The organism is Cellulosilyticum ruminicola JCM 14822, assembly GCF_001311925.1.
Lineage (GTDB): Bacteria > Bacillota > Clostridia > Lachnospirales > Cellulosilyticaceae > Cellulosilyticum > Cellulosilyticum ruminicola.
Genome location: NZ_BBCG01000054.1, coordinates 1 through 24,379, shown reverse-complemented (window position 1 = coordinate 24,379; position 24,379 = coordinate 1). Strand labels below are relative to the sequence as shown.

Sequence of the window (24,379 nt, the reverse complement as noted above, 5' to 3'; positions counted from 1 at the left end):
CATGGTTGGTATTTTAGATGGTTACTTCCACCAAACAGGTCAACACATCAACGTAAACGTACTTCACAAAGACGTATTATTAGATGCTATGGATCACCCAGAAAAATACCCACAACTTACAATTCGTGTATCTGGATACGCTGTAACTTCGTTAAATTAACAAGAGAACAACAGTTAGACGTTATCAGCCGTACATTCCACGAAAGAATGTAATTACAGCGTTTACAATAATCCCATATAACGAGAAGTAGATAATTCTAAAATAAACTAAATTAAATTTCCTCATTTAAAAATAGATAAAACATCTCCAAGATATTCACCATTTAATCTTGGAGATGTTTTTTATTTTGAGTAATGAGAAGTGGTGAGATATTAATCTTTCAGGGGATTATGCTTGCTTAAAGTGATAAAAAATGTTAGTGTAATGAGAAGAACACTAGAAAAGGAGATGCTGCTAGGTAATGGGTCAGGGCAAGACTTTGACCATATTTTAGGTAGCAAAAAAGATGCTAAGAGAAATATATAATAAAATTGCTGATGGACAAGATGTACGTAAAAATTTAATCGAGCTTAAAAAGCTTTTAAAGGATAAAAATAATCTCCTTGCGTTTCAATATTTCTTAGGAGGAGATTATTCATTACTTGAGGACCTTTTAGAAAATGAAGATACGAAAACGCGCAAAAATGTAGCTTTAATTATGGGTGAATTAAAGGCACCTGAATTTAGAAGCAAACTTTACTCAGCTTATGAACGTGAAGATAAATTATTTATTAAGGTAGACTACTTAGAAGCCCTTAAAGGCTATGATTATAGTGATTTAAGTGATAAGCTTAAGGCGCGTTTAGAGTACCTTACAACTGGTGAATTTGAAGAAACAAGTATGAAACATATCAATGAAGAAAAACGTGCTTTAACAGAGATGCTTTTAAAAGTAGAAAAGCCAAGAATGCACAAATTCATAGGGTATAATGTTATTTCAGATTTAATTCTTTTAACAAATCGTAATTATAGAGAAGTGACATTAGATCAAATTAAAAATGGAAATGCTAAAGCGTTTAATGCAGGTGTAATGGTACGTACAAGAGATTTAGATGAGATCTTAAATATTCGTACGTATACAGAGATGCTTTTTAGACTGAGAAATGTACCTACAGTAGAAATGGAACCGGCAGCAATTGCACAAGCCCTTTGTAAAGGTGGTTTATTAGAGTTTTTAAATGAAAGACACGAAGGAAAAAATCCTTACTACTTTAGATTAGAAGTTAAAAGTAAAATGTTACTTGATAAGAAAAGTGACCTTACTAAGAAGATTGCAAGCCAGTTAGAAGAAAAATCAGGTAGAGCTCTTATTAACTCAACTTCTAACTATGAATTTGAAATTCGTTTAATCGAAAGTAAAGAAAGCGTATTTAATGTCCTTATTAAACTTTACACAATCAAAGATGAACGTTTCAGTTATAGAAAAGAAGCTGTAGCAGCTAGTATTTCGCCAGTTACAGCGGCGCTTGTAAGCAAGCTGGCAGAACCTTACCTTGTAAAAAATGCACAGGTTTTAGATCCATTTTGTGGCGTAGGAACAATGCTTATTGAACGTAATAAACTTGCACCAGCGACACCAATGTACGGTATAGATAGTTTCGGGCAAGCTATCGATAAAGCCATTATTAATTCAAGAGCAGCACATATGACAATTAACTTCATTAATCGTAATTTCTTTGATTTTAAACATGGTTATTTATTTGATGAAATCTTTACAAATATGCCTGCGCAAACAGGACGCAAGAGTGAAGATGAAATGATGATGCTTTATCATGATTTCTTTAATAAGGCTTTAGAGGTATTAAAAGATGAAGCACTTATTGTTATGTATACAAGAAATAAAGAAATGGTAGAATGTGAAGTAAAAGCGCGTGAGGCTTACGAAATACTTAAGAAATTTGAGATTTCTAAGAAAGAAGCAGCATATGTATACATTTTAGTAGTGAAGCAATAAAAAAATATACCAAATATAATTTTTCCATGTAGAAAGTGGAAATTGTTGCCGATTTTTTTAAAGAAAAAGTTTTTTAATAATTTTATTATCTCTTATTTCTAAAATACATAAAACATGGTAAAATGTGACTTATTACAATTGTATATGACAGAGGAGTTTAATGTAAAGGGTTAAATAAGATGAATAATAATAATTTAAGTACTAAAATATCTATAAGAGAACAAGATATTTTAGGTGAAGTAAGTAATATTTGTATGGGTACTGCGGCAAGTACATTATTTACAATTTTAAACAATCGTAAAGTATCAATTACGACTCCAAATGTTCGTGTATTAGGATATGAAGAGGTTGAAGAATACTTTGCGAAAGAAGCAGTAGTCACAGCGACTAAATCAGTAGAAGGGGTAAAAGACACTAATTTACAAAAGAATTAATTGTAAATTTAGCTCAAACTAAACTATAACATATATAAATAGAGGGAAAACAAAATGGCAAATAGAATTGTAGTAGTAGATGATGCAGCATTCATGAGAATGATGTTAAAAGATATTTTAGTTAAAAATGGATTTGATGTAGTAGCTGAAGCTGAAAATGGTTTAAAAGCTATCGAAGCTTACAAAGAACACATGCCAGACCTTATGCTTATGGATATCACAATGCCAGAACTTGATGGTATTGCAGCTGTTAAAAAAATTAAAGAAATCGATGCAAATGCTAAAATCGTTATGTGTTCAGCAATGGGACAACAAGCAATGGTATTAGAATCTATTCAAGCAGGAGCTAGAGATTTTATCGTTAAACCATTCCAAGCAGAACGTATTATCGAAGCTGTAAATAAGGTACTTGGTAAATAATTTATTTCTAAGTTAAAAAAGAGACTTATGTTTGAGACATAGGTCTCTTTTTTTATTAAATTAGGCGCTTTTTAATTAAATTAAGTGGTGCAAAATATTATGTCTATTGCAAAAATGGTTAAATATGTAATGCAAGGATTTACATTGATTAAAATTGTTTAAGAAATATATAATTTTAAATGGAAAATTTAAAATACTATGTATTATCGGGGGAGATATATAGTTAAAGGAGATAGGGACATGAGTATTTTAAACAACTATAGATTAATATGGATGTGTTTAATAGTAGCATTGATGTCGAATTTATGTTTAGGAAGTACTATTGATAAACTGGTTCAAGAGATAGCAGTGGTACAAAAAATAAGCGGAGAATGCATAGAGGGGGATGCTATTTTTGTATCATTAGAGGGAGATGATATACAAGGGGATGGTAGTATTGAGAAGCCTTATGCAAGTTTTAAAAAGGCATTAAGTAATATTAGTCCAGGTCAAACACTCTATATCCGAGGAGGCGTATATACAGAAGCTATTACATTGCGAAAGTCGGGTAAAGAAAATGAATATATTAAGATTTGTAACTATCTTGGAGAAGAAGTTATACTAGACTATAGTGAGTGTAATAAAGAAATAATGATTAATCTTGGCGGGCAATCATATATTCATATAGAGGGCTTGGAACTTAGAAATAATGTAAATAAATGGACCTATGGTTTTTATTTAGGTAATGGTGAAAATCATATTATTATTAAGGATAATAAAATTCATGATTTATATGCCACAAGACCAACTTCATCAAATTCTGGAGCTAATGGGATTATATGTTATGGAAGCAGGGCAGATAAGAGTATTAATAATGTTTTAATAGAAGGCAATGAAGTATATGATTGTAATACGGGTTGGTGCGAAGCAATTACAGTAGCTGGAAACTGTGAGTACATAAGCGTAATCAATAATAATGTAAGAAATACAGGAAATATAGGAATAGATTTTGCGGGAAACTTTGGCTATTGTAGTATTCCTGAGTTAGATAAACCTAGATACTGTGAGGCAATAGGTAATGTGATTTCAGATGAAAATAGCCCTAATGCAATTAGCTATGGTCTTTATGTAGATGGTGGCAGAGATATTTTGTTTGATAGAAATATTATTTATAACTGTGCAGGTGGAATAGAGGTTGGCGCAGAAGAACCTTCCGAATACCCTACAAGAAATATTATTATAAGAAATAATCTTATTTACAATAATATAGAAAATGGACTTACTGTAGGTGGGTATTACATTGGTGGTGGTAAGGTTGAAAATGTGAAAATTTATAATAATACGGTTGTTAATAATGGAGAAGAGAACGGCGAACTTGTAATTTCTATTGTAAATGGCTTACAGGTAGCAAATAATATTTTCTATACCAATCAATATAAGCCTCTTATTAATAGTCGATTTGAAAGTAGTTATACAAAGAATATAAGCTTTAGCCATAATTTATATTATAGTGGATACAGTGAAGAAAAAGCTAAATTTGAAATGCAAGGGGAGTGTATAGGGAGTGTTGAAAACTGGCGTGAAAGCTATGAACCATCAGTATCATATGGCAAACCTGAATTTGAAAATATGAGAACAGACAACTATACTCTAGTCAAAGAATCTCTAGGTGTTAACAGTGGAGATAATGACATTGAGGCAGGAGAACTAGATTTAAATCATGCAATGCGCTATCAAGAGATTATTGATTGTGGAGCCTATGAATATAACGAAGAAGACAAAAATCAAGGCGAAGAAATTATTCTAGGAGAAGAAAAAGATCAAAGTGAAGAAAAAATCCCGGTAGAAGAAGATAAAGCTCAAAATGAAGAAGACAATCAAGAGAAAGAAAATAATGAAAGTGAAGAAGTAGATCAAATTCAAGATAGTAATTTATTACCTAGCTTTAGTAAAGAGGTATGGCATATTGTAAATAATGCTACTCAGTTAGAAATACAAGATGATAGAAGTATGCGTATCATTACACCTAAAGCATGGAAGGGAATATCTTTATGGGGAGTCACAGGATTACCACAGAATAAAGTACTAGAAATTGGCTATGATTTACTAGGGGAGAGAAACAGTGTACAAGTATGGGCAGATGGAAGTTGCTTAGTTGAATTAAAAAGCGTTCAAAGCAGTACAAAGACTTTTATCATACCAGAAGGGACGGAGACGGTAGATATTTGCATTGCTGCTAGTAAAAAAAATACAGCAATTATTGTAAATGGACTATATGTTAAGCAAGTAGAATAAATAGACTGTGATAGAAGGCTAAAGTTGTAGAGTATTTGTACAACTTTAGCCTTTATTTTGACATGAAAAATTAAAATGTAATCTTTTAAACAAGCAATAGATTGAGTACTTAAGATTGCAATAGTGATTAAATTGATGATTGCCATAAAGCCTATGAAAACATTAGCTTTGATTTGTAGATTTGTGCAAGTGTACTTAAAGCTAGAAGCTGCACCTAAAAGAGCAATCATCCACATCCAAAATACAGCGCTAGATCCACCGAAGGCGATAGCAATAGCTACACAGCGATATTACTAGTACCTACACGGGAAGCGGTACTAATGCAAAATGCTTGGAATGAAGAAATGCTACCTGATTTTGGCTCCAATTTGCCAATGCCATCACCAAGTAAACTAAGCATTTCTTTGAAATACGTAAATTGAACAAAGTCTGTTCCAACAGTGAAGTAAACACCTAAAACAATTAAGGGAATAATAAGTAGATTGCCCCAAAGGATGTTATTAAGTGTTTGTACAATGTCATTTAAAAATTCAATAATATCTGTTATCCTTCTGTAGTTTATAACGCGTGCATACATGCTACGCAATATCTATGTCTATGTTTATGTTATTATATTTGAAAATGGGTACTTCGTCCAATAAACGCCAATATAAGCGAGTTAGAGCAGAAGTGTTAAAACATACAATTATTATAAGTATCTCTATACAGAGTGGAAAAATACATTTGTAAAAGTCTGAAAGAAAAAATATTATAAAAATACCATTAATTGGTCGTGATATCCTTAATGTATTAGATAATTAGTGTAAAAATATATAAGTTTTTTAACTTGTCACTACAAGTTAGGGGGTAAAAAGCAACATAATAGGTTAAAGCGATTGTTGTGCAGAGTAACTAGGTATAGAATAGGACTCAGGAAGGGGGTATGAATATGAAAAGGAAAATCATGGGCTTACTAGTAGTAATTGCTATGTGTTTTTCAATGATACCTGCAAACTGCATTTTTGCAGCTACAGTAATTAATGACTGTAAAACAGGTAATGTAGACGGCTATGATTACGAGCTTTGGAAAGACTATGGAAATACTAGTATGACACTAAATGGTGGAACTAAATTTAGTTGCCAATGGAATAGTATAGGTAATGCATTATTCCGTATTGGTAAAAAATTTGATTCTACTAAAACGTATCAACAACTTGGTAACATTTCAGTAGACTATGCATGTGATTATAAACCAGATGGTAACTCATACCTATGTGTTTATGGCTGGACAAAAAGTCCTTTAGTTGAATACTACGTTGTAGACAGCTGGGGTACTTGGAGACCACCTGGAGCAACACCAATAGGACAAATCACAGTTGATGGTGGTACTTATGATGTATATGAAACAACTAGAGTAAATCAACCATCAATCGAAGGTAACACAACATTCAAGCAATACTGGAGTGTACGTACATCTAAGAGAACAAGTGGAACAATTTCATTAAGTGAACACTTTAAGAAATGGGAAGCCATGGGACTTAAGATGGGTAAAATGTATGAAGCAGCTTTAACAGTTGAAGGTTACCAAAGCAGTGGTAGTGCTAATGTAACTAAGAATGAAATTGTTGTAGGTGGTTCATCAACAGGAAGTAATCAAGGAAACAATAATCCAGTATCAAGTTCAGGATACACAAACACAGCAGATGTTTCTTGGATTGATCCAAGTACTAAATTAGTAGCACTTAGCTTTGATGATGGTCCAGTTAATAATGGTTCATCAGCTACTAGAATCCAAGATGTTATGAAGAAATACAATATGCATTGTACATTCTTCTATTGGGGCATCACAATGGGTGGTAATACATCTGAGATTCAACGTGCATATGAATTAGGATGTGAGGTAGCAAACCACACAAATACTCATTCTTATTTAACAAATATGTCATCAGATCAAATCAAAGATGAAATTGGGAAAGTAAATAATGTCTTAAAAGGCATTTCAGGCAAAGCATCTAACCTTATTCGTCCACCTTACTTAGCAACAAATGGAACTGTAACAAGTTCAGTTGATGCTCCACTTGTTACATGTAGTATTGATAGTAAAGACTGGGATGGCGCAAGCAAAGATCAAATCATTAGCAATGTATTAAACAATGTAAAAGATGGTTCTATTGTTTTAATGCATGAAACTTATGATACAACAGCAGCAGCAGTAGAATATCTCGTACCAGAATTAATTAAGAGAGGTTATACAATTGTTACTGTTTCAGAACTTGCTAAAATGAAAAATAGTAATATCACAAATGGTCAAATCATTGATCAAATTCAAGGCCCTAACCGTACAGATCTTTACAAAAAGGGTGGAAGCTCATCAAGTCAAGGCGGTCAAACAACTCCTGTAACACCAGCTGGTAATTATGCAACATTAAAAGATGGTTGGTATTATATTAAAGACAACAACTCTCAAAACTATCTTCAAGTAACAAATAATACAGGTTCAGATGGTCAAAACGTAGAAGTTGGTAAAGGAACAGGCGTAGATGGACAAAAATGGTACCTTAAAAATGTTGGAGATGGCTATGTAACATTTAAGAATGGTACAGGATATGCTTTAGATATAGCTTATGCTAAAGATGAAGATAATACAAACGTTCAAGTTATACAGTTCATAACCAAAGTGGACAATTATTTAAATTATTAACAACAAACAAAGATGGTCAATATGGTATCGTAACAAAATGTTCTTCAGATACTAAAGGTCTAGATGTAGAAGACAAATCTACTACACCTGGTGCAAATGTACAACAATATTCTTACTGGGGTGGCGCTAACCAAGTATGGGTATTAGAACCTTGCGATAAATCACAAGAAGGTTCTGGTTCTAGTACAGGAACAACAACACCAGGACAAAAAGAAGAACAACCACAACAAACAGCTAAAGATGCAGTTTCAGCTAAAATTACATCTGACTGGGGTAGTGGTGCAGTAGCTGATATTACAGTTACAAATACTACAGGTAAAGATTTAAATAACTGGACTTGTACATTTACAACAAGTCGTCCAATTACATCAGTTTGGAATGCAACAATCGTAAGTCAATCTGGTAATACTTATACTGTTACAGGTCCAGCTTGGCAATCAAGTTTATCAAATGGTGCAAGCTGCACATTTGGATGTCAACTTGGTAGTGGTAGTGGATTAACAGTTAGTGATGCAACATTAAAATAATATCGAGTTAGAAACCATAAAGTTTTGTATAATAATTGTATAAAAAGGGAATGACACTATAGTTTGTATCATTCCCTTTTTTTTTAGATGAAGGATTTAGCATTTATTAAGATTAGTTACAAGCCTGATCCATTGTTGTTTTTTGGTTGATTAGTAACCCCATTGACATACATTAGCACCATCTGATGTACCGAAATTATAAACGTCTAATGCTTTTTTATCATTAGATACTATTGTTAAGATACCAAAAGTAGAAGAACCTAATGAATCTAATTTTAATCCATGTGATTTCATCTGAAATACCCCAGCAAGTGAACCCTGTGATTTTATCACCTGATTTTTTGATGTTAATGATATTTTTCATAAGGTTGTAAAGATAAGTTGCTTAATCTTGAACAGGTGTATTTACAACGTCTAATTCTGTAATTTGAACTTTGAAACCAGCATTAACGAATGATTTTAAAGCTGCAGTATAGTAATCAACACTTGGGTATTTAGTACTTAAGTGAGATTGCATACCTATACCACTACAAATTTTACCATTAGAGTTAATAAAGTTAATTATTGAGATCACATCATTAACTTCCATATATGTATTGTAGTCATTGTAAAGTAAGCTTACAGAGTTTGTAAGTCCGTAGTATTTAAGACAATCATAAGCATAAGTAAAAGCTTTTTTTTACGAATTTAGATCTTGTACCATATTTTCCGTAAATAGATTTCCAACCAGATGTTTGTGAATGTCATACAAGTGTATGTGCACGAACGCCAATACCATTTTCAGAGCAGATTTTTAATGTAGCATCTACTTTATCAAAGTTGATTTTTGGTACATAAGTTTCTGTGTATCCAGAAGGAATATAATAACCGAGTCTTTTAGCTTCATCAACAGAGATAAGACTTGGTGAGGAACCAAGCAAAGCATCTGGTTTCATTTCATTTTCTAAAGTAATACTGTTGTATTGTGATTTAACGTGATTGAGGATTGATGAATTTTGTAATTCATATAAATTAATAGAAGTTCTCATACGACCAAAAAGCTTACCATAGGTGCCTAATAAAGTATCAATAGAAGCGGCACTAGTAGCAACTGATAATAAAAGTAATATGTTTGAAAAAGTATGTCAATATGAATAAAATAAAATAGTTTTAATTTTTGTTATATATAATTTTAATATTATTATTAGGAGCTATAAAAAGATGCTTAAGCTAAGGTCTAAGTATAGAAGCCTATTTGTCAGCTGTGGAAAAAGCTTTTATGAAACTTGGATAATTGAAAGAAAAACAGTATTTTAAGACTTGGTTTCTATGAATTATTACAAATGAATCTAAAGATTTGATAAATTATATAAAAGTGTGAAAAAATGAGTGAAATTTGGGGATAAAATTTCAATAGAAAATGAAATCTGTGGAAAAGTTGATTTAGAACAGGTTTTAAAACGAGTTGAACCCAAAGTACAGGAAATGATTAGGATGAAATATTATACTTCTAATTGCTTTTCATGCATGCCAAAGATATTGAAGTGTTCATTGGATGATTACCATCTAAGAATACGCTATATTTATCTTTTGTATCTGAGTGTGTATAAGCGTATAAATCATTTGTTGTTGTATTTGTTTCAGTATAGGTTACTTCTACAGCAACTTTTTTGTTTGGTTCAAAGATTTGAATGGTATTCTGGTTTTGCAAAAGTGAAGTTAGCTTTTGAAAGCAGTGTGCCATAAAATTCTTTGTGAGCATCGATAATATTAAAATCATCTAGACTAAGAGGTATAAAACCTGCTGTTTTAGCAAATTCGACATAAGCATAGTAAGCACCTAGAGTTGTCTAGTGATGATTTGTTTTATAATAAATTGGTTCTGAATTTTTATCTAATAAATGATCTAATGTATTGACTTTATGTACATTTTCACTTAGCTGTCCATAAAACTTACGAATAGAATTGCCTTCATCACAAGGTGTTGCATATTTCGGTAATTTGTAGTTTAGAACTTTGGTGGCTGTAGGTGCAATTAATTAAGTTCTTTTTCCACTTGATTATAAGTAACAATAGGTTCTGCAATAAGCTGTGGGAACATAGCTACATAAGCACCAAATGAGATGATATTTTATAACTCCTTCAAATCTAAGTATTATATTAAAAGATAAACATTGTTGTAAAAAGGTTTCACTTTTTATAAAAAAATATTTATTAGTAAAATTATAATTTTACTTTGACAACAAATACTGTATACTAACAAGTAGATTGTTATAAAAGTAATTGTTAATTTAGAGGGATAAGAAGATTATTAGTAAGTAATATATTAATAAGAGAGGATATAAGGTAAAGATTATAGAATAAAAGATATAAATTTTATGAAAAAGGAGCATAAAAATGTTAGAGAGAATAAGAGAATTATTTACTCCAGAAGAGATTTTAGCAGGTGGTTTTGGACTTGAAAGAGAAACACTACGTACAACAAATCAAGGGAAACTTGCAACTACAATGCATCCTGCTATTTTTGGAAGTAAACTTAGAAATCCATATATCACAACAGATTTTTCAGAAAGTCAAATAGAAGTTATTACACCGATATTTAATAGTACAAGTGAAGCGTATCACTTTGTAAATGCTCTTTATGATATTGTAGCATTAAATATTGAAGAGGAGTATTTGTGGCCACAATCTATGCCATGTGATATCCCAGAAGATGAAGCAATTCCAATTGCAGAGTATGAGGATTGTGAACCTTGTAAAACAGCTAGAATTTATCGCGAAAAGCTTTTCAAAAAATATGGTGGTAAAAAACAGCTTATTTCAGGGATTCATTTTAATTTCTCTTTTGAGGAAGAGTTTATTAAAAAGTTACATGAAAATATGGGTAAAAATCAACCGTATAAACTTTTTAAAGATGAAGTATATTTAAAGGTTGTTAGAAATTATTTAGAATACAGATGGCTTATGGTCTATTTAATTGCAGCAACACCTGTTATGCATGATTCTTATATGCAAGCACATATGGAACAACTCAAAAAAATAGGAGAAGGAGCTTATAGCAGTGAAGGTGCTATGTCTTATCGTTTAGGTACAAGCGGCTATAAAAATACTTTAGATTTATACCCTGACTATACAAGTGTTGCAACTTATACAAATAGCTTAAATGAATTTGTAGCTGATGGACATCTTCAAAATTATAAAGAACTCTATAGTCAAATTCGACCTAAAGCAAAAGATAATGGGAACTTATTAGAATCTATTAATCAAGATGGTATTCAATATATCGAAGTAAGAAGTGTAGACGAAAACCCATTTGCTAAAGGTGGAATTACATTAGAGCAATTAGACTTCATGCATTTATTTATGATTTATCTTTTATATAAAGAGGAAAATACTACAATAAGTCATGAAGAGAGACAAAAAGAAGGTAATTACAATCAACAAATGATTGCAGAATCAGGGCTTTTAGATATTAAATTACTTCATAATGGACAAGAAGTAGATAAAGTAACATGGGGCTTAGAAATTTTAGAAGAAATGCTAGAGATGAATAATAGTCTTGGTTTAGGAAAAGCGGAACTTATTAATCAAGCTATAGAAAGAGTTAAAGATGTAAAACTTACAATAGCTTATCGTCTCAAAGTTTTAATTACTGAAAAGGGGTATATTGCTTCTCAATTAGAACTTGCCAAAGCATATGCACAAGATGCTTATAATCATCGCTATAAATTAGAAGGCTATGAAGAACTTGAACTTTCAACACAAATTTTAATGCGTGATGCTATTACAAGAGGTATTAAAGTGGATGTATTAGATCGTTTTGATAATTTCATTGAACTGAAAGATGGCGCTCACGTAGAATATGTGAAACAAGCAACAAAAACATCTAAAGATAGCTATATTACTATGCTTATGATGGAAAATAAAACAGTTACTAAAAAGGTTTTAGAACGTAATGGGGTAAATGTACCAAAGGGTATAGAAGTAACTAAAGGACAGAGCTTACAGCTTGCTGCTAGAAGATATGCAGGTAGACCTGCTGTTGTAAAACCTAAATCAACAAACTTCGGAACAGGGATTAGCATCTTTACAGAAGGTGGTAGCGAAGAAGATTTAGTACGTGCTTTAGAAATAGGATTAGAATATGATGACACTGTTTTAGTAGAAGAATTTGCAAAGGGAAAAGAATATCGTTTCCTTGTAATAGGCGATGAAGTAGCAGGCATCTTACATCGCGTACCAGCCAATGTAAAAGGTGATGGCAAAAGTAGCATTAGAGAACTTGTAGAAGTAAAAAATCAAGATAGTTTAAGAGGAAAAGGTTATAAAACACCACTTGAAAAAATCAAACTTGATGCAAGTAGTGAACTATTCCTTAAACAAAAAGATCTAAACTTCGATTATGTACCAGTAGAAGGGGAAGTAGTATATTTAAGAGAAAACTCTAATATTAGTACAGGCGGAGATAGTATTGATTACACAGATGCTATACCAAATCGCTTTAAAAAGATAGCAGTGGAAGCAGCAAAAGCTATGGAAGCTAAATTCTGTGGGGTAGATATGATGATTGAAGATTATAGTGATGAAAATAGTAATTATGCAATTATTGAACTTAACTTCAATCCAGCAATTCATATCCACTGTTATCCATATCAAGGAACAGAACGTCGTATAGGTGAAAAAGTATTAAAGGTACTAGGCTTTGAAAGCGTAGGATGTAAATAAAATAAGTGTCCTCACAAAACTAGATAAGTTTTGTGAGGACACTTATTTTGCTATGTAGTACTTAAATAAGATAGTATTAAAATTTTAGAAATAGAAAGCAGACATAATTTTCCCTCCTTTTATTAAGAATAGCAGGCAATACATAGGCAACCTGTTTGCAAATGTTGTAATTTTTTTAAAATTTAAAAACAATATTTTATGCTTAAGATGTAACAGGAGAAAATTAAATTTATTTAATTCTGTAAATAAATTTTTTGTTTTAAAGTATGAATTTCAATCTTATGTGTAACACTAGTGGGGTGTAATGAGAAATTGACTAATTAGTAAACACGTAGAAAGGAGAAATTTATATGTCAAAAACAATAATGACTGTAGATGGTAATACAGCGGCTGCATATGTGGCTTATGCGTATACTGATGTAGCAGCTATTTACCCTATTACCCCTTCCTCAACTATGGCAGAAGTTGTAGATGAATGGGCAGCTAAAGGACGAAAAAATATATTTAACCAAACAGTAAGTGTCGTTGAAATGCAATCTGAAGCAGGGGCTGCTGGTACATTCCATGGTTCTCTTCAAGGAGGCGCATTAACTACTACCTTTACAGCTTCACAAGGGCTTTTACTTATGATTCCTAATATGTATAAGGTAGCAGGTGAATTACTTCCAGGTGTATTTCATGTTAGTGCCCGTGCCCTTGCTGCCCAAGCTTTAAATATCTTTGGAGATCATCAAGATGTTATGGCTACAAGACAAACAGGATGTGCCCTTTTTTGTACAGGTTCTGTTCAAGAAGTCATGGATCTTGCGCCAGTTGCCCATCTTGCAGCCATTAAAGGACGCGTGCCATTTGTACATTTCTTTGATGGATTTAGAACTTCTCATGAAATTCAAAAGGTAGAAGCATTAGGCTATGATGATCTTGCAGGACTCGTTGATAGAGAAGCTCTTCAAGCATTTAGAGAAAATGCACTTTCGCCAAATCATCCAGTTATTCGTGGTACAGCTCAAAATTCAGATATCTACTTCCAAACAAGAGAAGCAAGTAATAAATTCTATAAAAATTTAATTCCAATAGTAGAAGAATATATTGGCAAAATGAATGCTTTAACAGGTAGACACTATGATCTCTTTAACTATTATGGTGCAGAGGATGCAGAAGAAATTATTATTGCTATGGGCTCTGTTACAAAAACTATTGAACAAACTGTAGATGAACTCAATAAACAAGGTAAAAAATATGGTGTAGTAGAAGTTCATTTATATCGCCCATTTTCTGGAAAACATTTACTAGGTAGTGTGCCTAAGACAGTCAAAAAGATTTGTGTCTTAGATCGTACAAAAGAACCAGGAGCACTTGGCGAACCATTATACCTAGATGTTAAAGCTGCATTTTATGGCTGCGATACAGTAAAAGTAATTATCGGTGGACGCTATGGACTTGGCTCAAAAGATACGGTACCAGGGGATATTAAAGCTGTATTTGATAATCTATGTAGTGAAAATCCTAAAAATGGATTCACTCTTGGTATTAATGATGATGTTACCAATACATCTCTTCAACGAGATAGTGAATTTAAGATTGCATCAGATGTTATTAACTGTATGTTTTGGGGACTTGGTTCAGATGGTACAGTTGGTGCCAATAAGCAAGCTATTAAAATCATTGGTGAACATACAGATATGTATGCTCAAGCTTATTTCGACTATGACTCTAAAAAGTCTGGTGGACTTACAATGTCACACCTTCGTTTTGGGAAAAATAAGATTGATAGCCCATATTTAATTCAAGAAGCAGACTACTTAGCATGTCATAATCAGTCTTATGTTAATGCATATGATATGATTAAAATCCTTAAAAAGGGTGGTACATTTGTACTGAACTGTTTATGGAATGAAAAAGAGGTGGATGAAAAGCTTCCAGCTAAATTTAAAAAGTATATCGCAGAAAATGATATTAATTTCTATACAGTAAATGCTGTAGAAATTGCGGGTGAAATAGGTCTTGGCAATCGTATTAATATGATTATGCAATCTGCATTCTTTAAACTTGCTAATATTATTCCAGAAGAAGAAGCAAAGAAATATCTTAAAGAAGCTATTGTTAAAGCCTATGGCAAGAAGGGCGAAAAGGTCGTTAAGATGAATCAAGATGCCATAGATAGAGGCTTTAATGCAGCTGTTAAGATTAATGTACCAGATAGCTGGAAAAATGCAGAAGTTAAGCCAGAAACCTCAGTAGATGAGCCAGCATTCATTACAGAAATCTTACGTCCAATGTCTGCACAAGAAGGAAATTCACTACCTGTCAGCGCCTTTAATGGCATTGAAGATGGTACATTCCCAACAGGAACAGCAGCTTATGAAAAACGTGGTGTAGCAATTAAAGTACCAGAATGGATTCCTGAAAACTGTATTCAATGTAATCAATGTTCATTTATTTGTCCACATGCGTCTATTCGTCCATTCTTAGTAGATGAAGAGGAACAAAGTAAGGCACCAGAAAGTTATACAACATTAAAAGCAGTAGGAAAAGGTTTAGATGGATTAGGCTTTAGAATCCAAGTAGATACAATGGATTGTACAGGATGTGGTAACTGTGCAGATATCTGCCCAGGTAAAAAAGATCAAAAAGCACTTATAATGAAACCTATTGCCACACAAGTAGATGTAGAAGTTCCTAACTGGGCATTCTCTGTAAAAGACATTAAGTATAAAGGAGATCTTGTTGCACCTAATACAGTTAAAGGAAGTCAATTTAGACAACCACTCTATGAATTCTCAGGTGCTTGCGCCGGATGCGGTGAAACAGCATATATTAAACTGATTACACAACTTTATGGTGAGCGTATGATGATTGCCAATACTACAGGCTGCTCATCTATTTGGAGTGCATCAGCACCAGTTGCTTCTTATACTGTCAACCATGAAGGTAAAGGACCATCTTGGGCAAATTCATTATTTGAAGATAATGCAGAATATGGCTATGGTATGTTCTTAGCTGTTAAACAAATGCGTGACAAGTTATCAGAAACTATTCGTGAACTTGAAAATATCAGTAGTGATGAAAATATTAAAGAGGCGTGTAGAGAGTGGCTTGCTACTATGGAGGATGGTGAAGCTTCAAAAGCAGCAAGTGCTAAGATTATGGGATTAGTTCAAAGTGGCGGCAGTGATGAAAATAGTAAGATGCTTCTAGATACCATTAATAAATATCAAGATTATCTTGCAAAACGTTCTATTTGGATTGTTGGTGGAGACGGCTGGGCTTATGATATTGGCTATGGCGGTTTAGATCATGTTATGGCTTCGGGAGAAGATATCAACGTACTTGTATATGACACAGAAATTTATTCTAATACAGGTGGTCAAGCTTCTAAATCCACACCAGCAGCAGCTATTGCGAAGTTTGCTGCTTCAGGTAAGAAATCACGCAAAAAAGATTTAGGTTTAATGATGATGACATATGGCAATGTCTATGTTGCACAAGTTGCAATGAATGCCAATAAACAACAATGCATGAAAGCAATTATGGAAGCAGAAGCACACAAAGGTCCATCTATCATTATTGCTTATGCACCATGTATTAACCATGGTATTAAAGAAGGTATGGGTAGAAGCTCAGCTAATCAAGATCAAGCTGTTAAATGTGGTTACTGGCATTTATATCGCTTCAATCCAGAACTTAAAAAAGAAGGTAAGAATCCATTTGTGCTAGATTCTAAAGAACCTACAGAAAGTTTCAGAGACTTCTTAATGGGACAAGTTAGGTATGCGGCCCTTGCAGGACAATTCCCAGACCAAGCAGAAGAACTATTTGAAATGACAGAGGAATTTGCTAAAGAACGTTATAGCAACTATAAGCGCCTAGCAGCAGGATATCCTGTAGAATAGTGAGAGGTTGCGCAAAAAGATATAAGCTTATCAAGAGATATAAATAAATAAGAGTTTTGTAATAAAATAGATGAAAAGAAACAGGTGATAGTAAAAAGCATTTATATGTTTTTTACTATCGCCTGTTTCTTTGTACAGGCAGATTTCACAAATGGACAAGAAGATACTAAAAAAAGTGTATAAGTTATATAAATGTTATAAAAAAAACTTTGTACAAATGATAGAAAATGGTAATTAATTAAATATTTATTAAATCTACTGCGTAATATAGACTATGACATAACAAAGTGTTTGGGAAATACTTACATATTTCCGAATAAATGTGCCAATATTTATAAGGGGTGATTATATGTCAAAAACTATAATGACTGTTGATGGAAACACAGCTGCCGCATATGTCGCATATGCATTTACAGATGTAGCGGCTATTTATCCGATTACACCATCTTCAACGATGGCAGAAGTAGTGGATGAATGGTCTGCAAATAACAAAAGAAATATCTTTGGTCAAAATGTTAATGTTATCGAAATGCAATCAGAAGCTGGTGCAGCAGGTGCTTTTCATGGGTCATTACAGGCAGGTGCTTTGACGACTACATTCACAGCATCTCAAGGACTCCTATTGATGATTCCCAATATGTATAAAGTAGCAGGGGAATTACTTCCAGGTGTGTTTCATGTGAGTGCCCGTGCTATTGCTGCGCAAGCTTTGAATATTTTTGGGGATCATCAAGACGTTATGGCCACAAGACAAACGGGTTGCGCAATGCTGGCTACAGGTTCTGTTCAGGAAGTTATGGACTTAGCCCCAGTTGCTCATTTAGCAGCAATTAAAGGGCGTGTACCTTTTGTACATTTCTTTGACGGCTTTAGAACTTCTCATGAGATACAAAAAGTAGAAGCCATTGACTATGATGACTTTGCAAAACTTATAGACAAAGAAGCTCTTAAGAACTTTAGAGACAATGCCCTTTCACCTAACCATCCAGTGACAAGAGGCACAGCACAAAATCCAGATATTTATTTCCAAACAAGAGAAGCATGTAATAAATTTTATGAAGAACTTGTACCAATCGTAGAAGATTATATAAAAGAAATTAATAAGCTAACAGGTAGAGAATATGGATTATTTAATTATTATGGTGACCCAAATGCAGAGAGTGTCATTGTAGCCATGGGCTCTATTACAGAAACAATTGAAGAAACAGTAGAAGCTTTAAATGCTAAAGGGGCTAAACTTGGTGTGGTAAAAGTTCATTTATATAGACCATTCTCAGAAAAACATTTATTAGCAGCTATTCCTAGTACAGTTAAACGTATTTGTGTACTTGATAGAACTAAGGAGCCAGGATCAAGTGGTGAGCCATTATATTTAGATGTACGTGCTGCTTTTTATGGTATGCCAAATGCGCCAATGATTATAGGAGGACGTTTCGGACTTGGTTCAAAAGACACTACACCTACAGAAATTAAAGCTGTATTTGATAATTTAAATAGCTTAGCTCCTAAAAATAGATTTACAGTAGGTATTTGTGATGATGTGACAGATACTTCTCTTGAAATCAAAGATACCCTTAAAATTGCCGCGCCAGGTACAATTAGATGCAAATTCTGGGGACTTGGTTCAGATGGTACAGTTGGTGCCAATAAACAAGCTATTAAAATCATTGGTAATCATACAGATATGTATGCACAGGCTTATTTTGCATATGATTCTAAGAAATCAGGGGGCATAACTATGTCTCATCTTCGTTTTGGTAAGACGCCAATCCGCTGCCCTTATTTAATTGATGAAGCAGATTATATTGCTTGTCATAATCAATCTTATGTACATCAATATGATGTATTAAAAGGACTTAAAAAAGGCGGTATATTTGTACTTAACTGTATATGGGATGAAGAACAAGTTGAGAAAAATTTGCCAGCTCATATGAAACGTTATATTGCTGAAAATAATATTAAATTTTATATCGTAAATGCAACGAAGATTGCTAGTGAAATAGGGCTTGGCAGCAGAGTTAATATGATTATGCAAGCAGCATTCTTTAAACTTGCTGCAATTATTCCTGAAAATGATGCAGTGAAATATCTTAAAGAGGCTGTAGTAAAAGCTTATGGTAAAAAAGGTGAAAAAATCGTTAATATGAACTATGTAGCTATTGAAAGCGGCTTCAATGCAGCCCTTCAAATCACTGTACCAGATAGCTGGTTAAATGCTAGCAAGACAGAAGTGAATAAAGGTGATGAACCAGAATTTATCACAAATATTTTAAGACCTATGAATGCTCAAGAAGGTGACAAACTTCCGGTTAGTGCATTTAAGGGCATCGAAGATGGTACATTCCCATGTGGTACAGCCGCTTATGAAAAACGTGGTATTGCTATTAATGTACCAGAATGGATTCCACAAAACTGCATTGAATGTAATCAATGTGCATTTATTTGTCCACATGCAACCATTAGACCAGTCTTAGTGAACGAAGAAGAAGCAGAAAAGGCACCAGCAAGTTTCGTAACTAAGAAAGCTATTGGCAAAGGCTTCGAAGGTTTGACTTATAGAATGCAAGTAAGTCCTATGGATTGCACAGGATGTGGTAACTGCGTAGATATCTGTCCTGCTAAGAATAAAGCCCTCGTTATGAAACCGCTAGATACACAAATTGAAAATGAAACGGTTAACTGGGAATTTGCTATGAAACAGGTAACGCCTAAAGAAGATTTAGTACCAGCTAATAATGTGAAAAACAGTCAGTTCAAACAACCTCTCATTGAGTTCTCTGGCGCTTGTGCAGGTTGTGGTGAACCAGCTTATATCAAAGTTGTAACTCAGCTTTTTGGTGATCGCATGATGATTGCTAATGCCACAGGATGTTCTTCTATTTGGGGAGGCTCAGCACCTAGTACACCTTATACTAAGAATAGTAAAGGTCAAGGACCAGCATGGGCTAATTCATTATTTGAAGATAATGCGGAGTATGGACTTGGTATGTATTTAGGCGTTAAACAAATGCGTAATAAACTTGCAGATACTATGAAAGCTTTAGTTTCTAAGAATATTAATCAAGAAGCTAAAACAGCCTTTTTTGAATGGCTGGATAACAAAGAAATTGGTGCAGTATCTAGAGCAGTTAGTGAAAAAGTTTTAGCAGTACTGGGAAAAGTGAACTGTGAAGATAGTGAAATCAAAGATTTAATAGATGAAATTAAGGCTAAGGAAGATTATCTTGTAAAACGTTCTGTATGGATGCTTGGCGGAGATGGCTGGTCATATGATATCGGTTATGGCGGACTTGATCATGTACTAGCAACAGGAGAAGACGTTAATGTCTTAGTATTTGATACAGAAGTTTATTCAAATACAGGTGGTCAATCTTCTAAAGCAACACCAACAGCAGCTATTGCTAAATTTGCTGCATCAGGTAAGAAATCTCGTAAAAAAGATTTAGGTATGATGATGATGAGTTATGGCAATGTTTATGTAGCTCAAGTTGCCATCGGTGCAGATAAGAATCAATTTATGAAAGCTATCATAGAAGCAGAAGCACATCATGGTCCATCTATTATCATTTGTTATGCACCATGTATTAATCATGGTCTAAGAGAAGGTATGGGTAGAACTATTGCCAATGAAGCACAGGCAGTTAAATGTGGTTACTGGCACTTATACCGATTCAATCCAGATGTACCAGAAGGCACAAATCCATTTACACTGGATTCAAAAGAGCCTACAGAAAGCTTCAGAGATTTCATCATGGCACAAGTAAGATATTCATCACTAGCTAAACAGTTTCCAGAACAAGCAGAAGAACTATTTGAGCTTGCAGAGGAAAATTCTAAAGCTAGATTAGAATCTTACAAAAGGATGGCTCGACTATAGGGTAAGTAATAGGTAAAGGGGCGCAAGGAGGGTGTACACCCACCTTGCTTCTTTTTCGTAATGGCGTTAGTACCATTGATGACAGAGAGGTTAATTAATTTATGGGATATAGGGAATGTAGTAGACCGTGTTGTAACAAATCAGGTATACTCTATTAATGATTTAAAGAGAAATCAAATAGAAACATATTTTGATGAAAGGTATGCAGATATAGAAGTATTAGCAGATTCACAAAATATTAAGAGGGGAATTTAGGCATTAATTTAAATGCTTCTCAACATAAAGAGCTATCTTTAGCCAAGGCTTTTCAAATGGGGAAAAGTAATACAGTTATTATGGATTATGTATACTACGAAATATCAGGTGAATATGCTAGTTTTATGGTAACGCCTGTGTATGGTGATGCTCAAGAATTAATGGGAGGTCTTATTTTGCAAATTTCTAATATGTTTTCTAATTCACGTTTTGCTGAAGAAAGTATCATTGGTAAACAAATGGTAGATACATTATCAATAAGTTTCTTTGAACCTTTAGAATTACAGCAAGTTTCAAAGAAATGATTATAGATATAGCTAATAGTAGTAAGAATGTAACAGGAGCTTCACAAGAATTAACTAGGGAATTCTACTCTTTTTGCTTATTTGAGATTAATATTGTTGGTGAAATTTGAGTATTGTATTTGGCAAAATAAAAGTTTTAAAATACTAATAAAATTATGTTAAAATACAATAAAATATTATACATAGGAGGGGTGTATATGAAGTTTGAAGAAGTATCACAAGAAACACTTCAAAACATTGATGGAGGAAGGATTTTAATAGATGTAGGTAAGATTATGACATTAAGCTTTTGGTAAAGGTGGAAGTAGTACACATACTAGTCTAGTGGACAAATTCATGGTGGTAGTGGTGGGAAATTTTAATGGCATATAACCACTTAAATGAAAGCGCACTACATGGTAGATTGTAGTGCGTTTTTATGTATATTGTTTTAAAATAGGGAAATATAAATGAGAAGATTGGGTGATGAAAGAGTGACTTTGCAACAATTGAGGTATGTGGCTATGGCAGCGGAAAAAGGGACTTTGACGGATGCGGCTAGGGAGTTGTATATTTCGCAGCCGAGTTTGACGAAGTGTATTAAGGAATTAGAAAAGGAAATTGGTATACAGATATTTGAGAGAACGAATAAAGGGATTATGCTTTCAAAGAAAGGGGAGGAGTTTCTAGCTTATGCAAGACAGGTCATAGAACAAGCGGATATTTTGGAAGAAAAGTATACTCATAAGACGGCTATGAAACAGGAGTTTTGTGTATCTACACAGCATTATTCTTTTGCAGTTAATGCTTTTGTAGATTTAATTAAAGCTTATGGTAGTAAGAAATATGACTTTTCTCTAAGGGAGACCCAGACTTATGAAATTATTGAAGATGTGGCTAGTATGCGAAGTGAAATTGGGATTTTGTATATGAATAGCTTTAATGAAACAGTTCTAAGAAAGATTTTGAAATCTCATGACTTGAAGTTTACGAAGTTATTTGTGGCGCAGCCTCATATATTTATAAGTGCGCAAAATCCTTTAGCCTGCAAAGAATCTGTTACAATGAAGGAATTAGAAGATTATCCCTACTTATCGTTTGAACAAGGAGAGCATAATGCTTTTTATTATTCTGAGGAGATTTTTAGTATGGTGGAGAGAAGGAAAAATATTCGTGTGAGAGATCGGGCAACTTTATTTAATTTGCTTATTGGGCTTAATGGCTATACAGTTTGTAGTGGTGTGATAGATGAAGCTTTAAATGGGAAAAATATTATATCAATCCCTCTAGAAGAAGAAGGTGAAATGTGTGTAGGTATTGTGACACATAACAAATCTCATCTAAGTCGTTTAGGACAAGCTTATATAGAAGCCCTCAAAAGGTATGTATAAAGCAGGTACATAATTAAAAAGTAAGTATTAAAAATGGGATTTTGATATAGCTAAAAGTTATGGCTAACAGTGATTTTTATGTATTTTATCTTGAAAACTTATGGCTGTATAATGTGACCATAAGAGGTAAACAGAGAAAATAATAATTACTGGAGGCGTTAATATGTCAAATAAATATATACCATTTCGTTATGATTATGTAGGAAGTTTCTTAAGACCAGAAAGTTTAAAGAAAGCAAGAGCTGAATTTGCAGCAGGGGAAATTACAGCTGAGGCGTTAAAAGCTGTAGAAGATGAAATGATTTTAGATCTTGTAGCAAAACAAAAGGAAGCAGGATATCCTGTTATTACAGATGGTGAATTTCGTAGAGCTACATGGCACCTTGATTTTATGTGGGGATTTCAAGGGGTTGCACACAAAAAAACTGAGAAAGGTGTAGCTTTCCATGGAGAACCAGCCTTAATTGATGATACATGGCTTACAGGTAAGCTTTCTGCAGAAAATCATCCTTTTGTGGAACACTTCAAATTTGTAAAAGCCCTTGAAGATGAAAATACAGTGGCTAAACAAACAATGCCTGCACCAGCGCAATTCTTCCAACAAATGGTGATTCCAGCCAATATTGAAGCAACTAGAAAGTTTTATCCTACAGATGAAGCATTAATAGAAGATATTGCAAAAGGTTATAAACAAGTTATTGCGGATTTATATGCAGCAGGATGTAGGAATATACAATTTGATGATTGTACTTGGGGTGTTTTAGTAGCACAAGGAAGCGTAGAACGTTATGGTAAAGGTGCTGATCTTAAATCTATTACAGAAAAATTATTAAAGGTAAATAACTTAGCAATTGAAGGAAAACCAGAAGATTTAGTGATTACAACACATATTTGTAGGGGAAATTATCACTCTGCATATTTTAGTAGTGGTGCTTATGATCCAATTGCAGAGCCTCTTTTTGGTAGGGAAAATGTAGATGCTTATTATCTAGAATTTGATGATGAACGTTCAGGTGGATTTGAACCATTAAAAGCTATAACAGGAGATAAAAAAGTTGTACTTGGACTTATTACAAGTAAAAGACCTGAATTAGAAGATAAAAATGCTATTATTGCACGCATTCATGAGGCTGCTAAGTACATTCCTCTTGATAGACTTTATCTCAGTCCACAATGTGGATTTGCTTCATGTGAGATTGGTAATAAGTTGACAGAAAAAGAACAATGGGCGAAATTAGCATTGGTAAAAGAGATTGCAGAAGAAGTTTGGGGATAAGAAAATCTATAAGAACGATTGTACAAAAACGGTATATAAAATAACGAGTTGTGCTAGTTAAATTTACAAGTAGAATAAGCTCCAATCATATGATATCTTACTCTTACATTACAAAAATAGGGGGACATCATATGTCAGAGCTCAAATATTATTCTGTCCATAAAATCGAAAATCTAAAAGATTTCTTTTTAGTTTCTTACATTATCATTGACGATATTTACCATAAGATTATTCCAGACAGCATTCGTTTTAGGCGTAATTATTCTGAATCCAAGTTAACTGATAGCGAAATCATAACCTTGGCTATTGTTGGTGAAATACATGGTATTTCATCAGAAAAGGCTTGGTTTAAGTTTTAATCGAACTAGAC

At 33.4% G+C, this 24,379-nt stretch carries 19 protein-coding genes and 3 pseudogenes; 17 read left to right on the top strand and 5 right to left on the bottom strand.

What is annotated here, in order from left to right; all coding sequences use genetic code 11:
• The 6 genes and pseudogenes from JCM14822_RS19520 to JCM14822_RS14570 form a co-directional block, all read left to right on the top strand.
• Window positions 1-213, top strand: a pseudogene (locus JCM14822_RS19520) (glycine radical domain-containing protein); the annotation flags it as partial.
• Between the two features lie 181 nt (window positions 214-394).
• Window positions 395-526, top strand: coding sequence for a hypothetical protein (locus JCM14822_RS22705; protein WP_278287231.1), 132 nt, complete (start codon window positions 395-397; stop codon window positions 524-526).
• The gene (locus tag JCM14822_RS14585; RefSeq protein ID WP_054743089.1) at window positions 507-1,994 is read left to right on the top strand and encodes a TRM11 family SAM-dependent methyltransferase; all 1,488 of its coding nucleotides are present in this window, start codon (window positions 507-509) and stop codon (window positions 1,992-1,994) included. Before JCM14822_RS22705 ends, JCM14822_RS14585 begins: the two co-directional genes overlap by 20 nt.
• 179 nt (window positions 1,995-2,173) lie before the next feature.
• Window positions 2,174-2,428 (top strand): chemotaxis protein CheC, encoded by a 255-nt coding sequence (locus JCM14822_RS14580; protein ID WP_054743088.1) that lies wholly within the window; start codon window positions 2,174-2,176, stop codon window positions 2,426-2,428.
• A 54-nt stretch (window positions 2,429-2,482) separates the two neighbouring features.
• Window positions 2,483-2,848: a response regulator gene (locus JCM14822_RS14575; protein ID WP_054743087.1), complete on the top strand. Its 366-nt coding sequence runs from the start codon at window positions 2,483-2,485 to the stop codon at window positions 2,846-2,848.
• Between the two features lie 240 nt (window positions 2,849-3,088).
• Window positions 3,089-5,122, top strand: coding sequence for a glycoside hydrolase family protein (locus JCM14822_RS14570; RefSeq protein ID WP_054743086.1), 2,034 nt, complete (start codon window positions 3,089-3,091; stop codon window positions 5,120-5,122).
• 277 nt (window positions 5,123-5,399) lie between these two features.
• Here the strand turns inward: JCM14822_RS14570 and JCM14822_RS14565 are convergent, their stop codons facing one another.
• Complete coding sequence (locus JCM14822_RS14565; protein ID WP_054743085.1) at window positions 5,400-5,699, bottom strand: alanine:cation symporter family protein; 300 nt, start codon at window positions 5,697-5,699, stop codon at window positions 5,400-5,402.
• Window positions 5,700-6,050: 351 nt separating this feature from the next.
• On the opposite strand from JCM14822_RS14565, the gene JCM14822_RS23205 reads away from it, so the two are divergent.
• A complete protein-coding gene (locus JCM14822_RS23205; RefSeq protein WP_083461484.1) occupies window positions 6,051-7,802 on the top strand; it encodes a glycoside hydrolase family 11 protein in 1,752 nt (583 codons plus the stop codon).
• A gap of 26 nt (window positions 7,803-7,828) precedes the next feature.
• Entirely contained in the window at window positions 7,829-8,329 is a 501-nt protein-coding gene (locus JCM14822_RS25150) for a cellulose binding domain-containing protein (protein WP_408606211.1), read from the top strand.
• A 150-nt stretch (window positions 8,330-8,479) separates the two neighbouring features.
• On the opposite strand, the gene JCM14822_RS20500 is transcribed toward JCM14822_RS25150, so the two are convergent.
• The 4 genes and pseudogenes from JCM14822_RS20500 to JCM14822_RS14545 form a co-directional block, all read right to left on the bottom strand.
• Window positions 8,480-8,623, bottom strand: a complete 144-nt coding sequence (locus JCM14822_RS20500) for a hypothetical protein (protein WP_157047796.1) — start codon at window positions 8,621-8,623, stop codon at window positions 8,480-8,482.
• 91 nt (window positions 8,624-8,714) lie between these two features.
• Window positions 8,715-8,939 (bottom strand): annotated as a pseudogene (locus JCM14822_RS14555) (endo-1,4-beta-xylanase); the annotation flags it as partial.
• Between the two features lie 133 nt (window positions 8,940-9,072).
• Window positions 9,073-9,357 (bottom strand): endo-1,4-beta-xylanase, encoded by a 285-nt coding sequence (locus JCM14822_RS14550; RefSeq protein WP_054743083.1) that lies wholly within the window; start codon window positions 9,355-9,357, stop codon window positions 9,073-9,075.
• A 461-nt stretch (window positions 9,358-9,818) separates the two neighbouring features.
• Window positions 9,819-10,070, bottom strand: coding sequence for a hypothetical protein (locus tag JCM14822_RS14545; RefSeq protein WP_172674833.1), 252 nt, complete (start codon window positions 10,068-10,070; stop codon window positions 9,819-9,821).
• Window positions 10,071-10,705: 635 nt separating this feature from the next.
• Between JCM14822_RS14545 and gshAB the strand changes: the two genes are divergently transcribed.
• The 9 genes and pseudogenes from gshAB to JCM14822_RS14505 form a co-directional block, all read left to right on the top strand.
• A complete protein-coding gene (gene gshAB, locus JCM14822_RS14540; RefSeq protein ID WP_054743081.1) occupies window positions 10,706-13,033 on the top strand; it encodes a bifunctional glutamate--cysteine ligase GshA/glutathione synthetase GshB in 2,328 nt (775 codons plus the stop codon).
• A 350-nt stretch (window positions 13,034-13,383) separates the two neighbouring features.
• The gene (gene nifJ / locus JCM14822_RS14535; RefSeq protein ID WP_054743080.1) at window positions 13,384-16,926 is read left to right on the top strand and encodes a pyruvate:ferredoxin (flavodoxin) oxidoreductase; all 3,543 of its coding nucleotides are present in this window, start codon (window positions 13,384-13,386) and stop codon (window positions 16,924-16,926) included.
• Between the two features lie 349 nt (window positions 16,927-17,275).
• The gene (nifJ, locus tag JCM14822_RS14530) at window positions 17,276-20,803 is read left to right on the top strand and encodes a pyruvate:ferredoxin (flavodoxin) oxidoreductase (protein ID WP_054743079.1); all 3,528 of its coding nucleotides are present in this window, start codon (window positions 17,276-17,278) and stop codon (window positions 20,801-20,803) included.
• 78 nt (window positions 20,804-20,881) lie between these two features.
• Window positions 20,882-21,058 (top strand): hypothetical protein, encoded by a 177-nt coding sequence (locus JCM14822_RS14525; RefSeq protein ID WP_172674832.1) that lies wholly within the window; start codon window positions 20,882-20,884, stop codon window positions 21,056-21,058.
• Window positions 21,059-21,114: 56 nt separating this feature from the next.
• The gene (locus JCM14822_RS14520) at window positions 21,115-21,363 is read left to right on the top strand and encodes a hypothetical protein (protein ID WP_054743077.1); all 249 of its coding nucleotides are present in this window, start codon (window positions 21,115-21,117) and stop codon (window positions 21,361-21,363) included.
• A 197-nt stretch (window positions 21,364-21,560) separates the two neighbouring features.
• On the top strand, window positions 21,561-21,659 hold the full coding sequence (locus JCM14822_RS20495) for a bacteriocin (protein WP_157047795.1): 99 nt from the start codon (window positions 21,561-21,563) through the stop codon (window positions 21,657-21,659).
• Between the two features lie 177 nt (window positions 21,660-21,836).
• A complete protein-coding gene (locus tag JCM14822_RS14515; protein ID WP_054743090.1) occupies window positions 21,837-22,733 on the top strand; it encodes a LysR family transcriptional regulator in 897 nt (298 codons plus the stop codon).
• A gap of 163 nt (window positions 22,734-22,896) precedes the next feature.
• Window positions 22,897-24,009, top strand: coding sequence for a 5-methyltetrahydropteroyltriglutamate--homocysteine S-methyltransferase (locus JCM14822_RS14510; RefSeq protein WP_054743076.1), 1,113 nt, complete (start codon window positions 22,897-22,899; stop codon window positions 24,007-24,009).
• Window positions 24,010-24,140: 131 nt separating this feature from the next.
• Window positions 24,141-24,365: pseudogene (locus JCM14822_RS14505) on the top strand (IS982 family transposase); the annotation flags it as partial.
• Window positions 24,366-24,379 lie beyond the last annotated feature (14 nt).

Bases quoted from the DNA above. Each gene is read 5' to 3' on its own strand.
- JCM14822_RS14585 (WP_054743089.1), top strand. From the start codon at position 507: ATGCTAAGAGAAATATATAATAAAATTGCTGATGGACAAGATGTACGT.
- JCM14822_RS14580 (WP_054743088.1), top strand. From the start codon at position 2,174: ATGAATAATAATAATTTAAGTACTAAAATATCTATAAGAGAACAAGAT.
- JCM14822_RS14575 (WP_054743087.1), top strand. From the start codon at position 2,483: ATGGCAAATAGAATTGTAGTAGTAGATGATGCAGCATTCATGAGAATG.
- JCM14822_RS14570 (WP_054743086.1), top strand. From the start codon at position 3,089: ATGAGTATTTTAAACAACTATAGATTAATATGGATGTGTTTAATAGTA.
- JCM14822_RS14565 (WP_054743085.1), bottom strand. From the start codon at position 5,699: ATGTATGCACGCGTTATAAACTACAGAAGGATAACAGATATTATTGAA.
- JCM14822_RS23205 (WP_083461484.1), top strand. From the start codon at position 6,051: ATGAAAAGGAAAATCATGGGCTTACTAGTAGTAATTGCTATGTGTTTT.
- JCM14822_RS20500 (WP_157047796.1), bottom strand. From the start codon at position 8,623: ATGAAATCACATGGATTAAAATTAGATTCATTAGGTTCTTCTACTTTT.
- JCM14822_RS14550 (WP_054743083.1), bottom strand. From the start codon at position 9,357: ATGAGAACTTCTATTAATTTATATGAATTACAAAATTCATCAATCCTC.
- JCM14822_RS14545 (WP_172674833.1), bottom strand. From the start codon at position 10,070: ATGCTCACAAAGAATTTTATGGCACACTGCTTTCAAAAGCTAACTTCA.
- gshAB (WP_054743081.1), top strand. From the start codon at position 10,706: ATGTTAGAGAGAATAAGAGAATTATTTACTCCAGAAGAGATTTTAGCA.
- nifJ (WP_054743080.1), top strand. From the start codon at position 13,384: ATGTCAAAAACAATAATGACTGTAGATGGTAATACAGCGGCTGCATAT.
- nifJ (WP_054743079.1), top strand. From the start codon at position 17,276: ATGTCAAAAACTATAATGACTGTTGATGGAAACACAGCTGCCGCATAT.
- JCM14822_RS14525 (WP_172674832.1), top strand. From the start codon at position 20,882: ATGACAGAGAGGTTAATTAATTTATGGGATATAGGGAATGTAGTAGAC.
- JCM14822_RS14520 (WP_054743077.1), top strand. From the start codon at position 21,115: ATGGGGAAAAGTAATACAGTTATTATGGATTATGTATACTACGAAATA.
- JCM14822_RS20495 (WP_157047795.1), top strand. From the start codon at position 21,561: ATGAAGTTTGAAGAAGTATCACAAGAAACACTTCAAAACATTGATGGA.
- JCM14822_RS14510 (WP_054743076.1), top strand. From the start codon at position 22,897: ATGTCAAATAAATATATACCATTTCGTTATGATTATGTAGGAAGTTTC.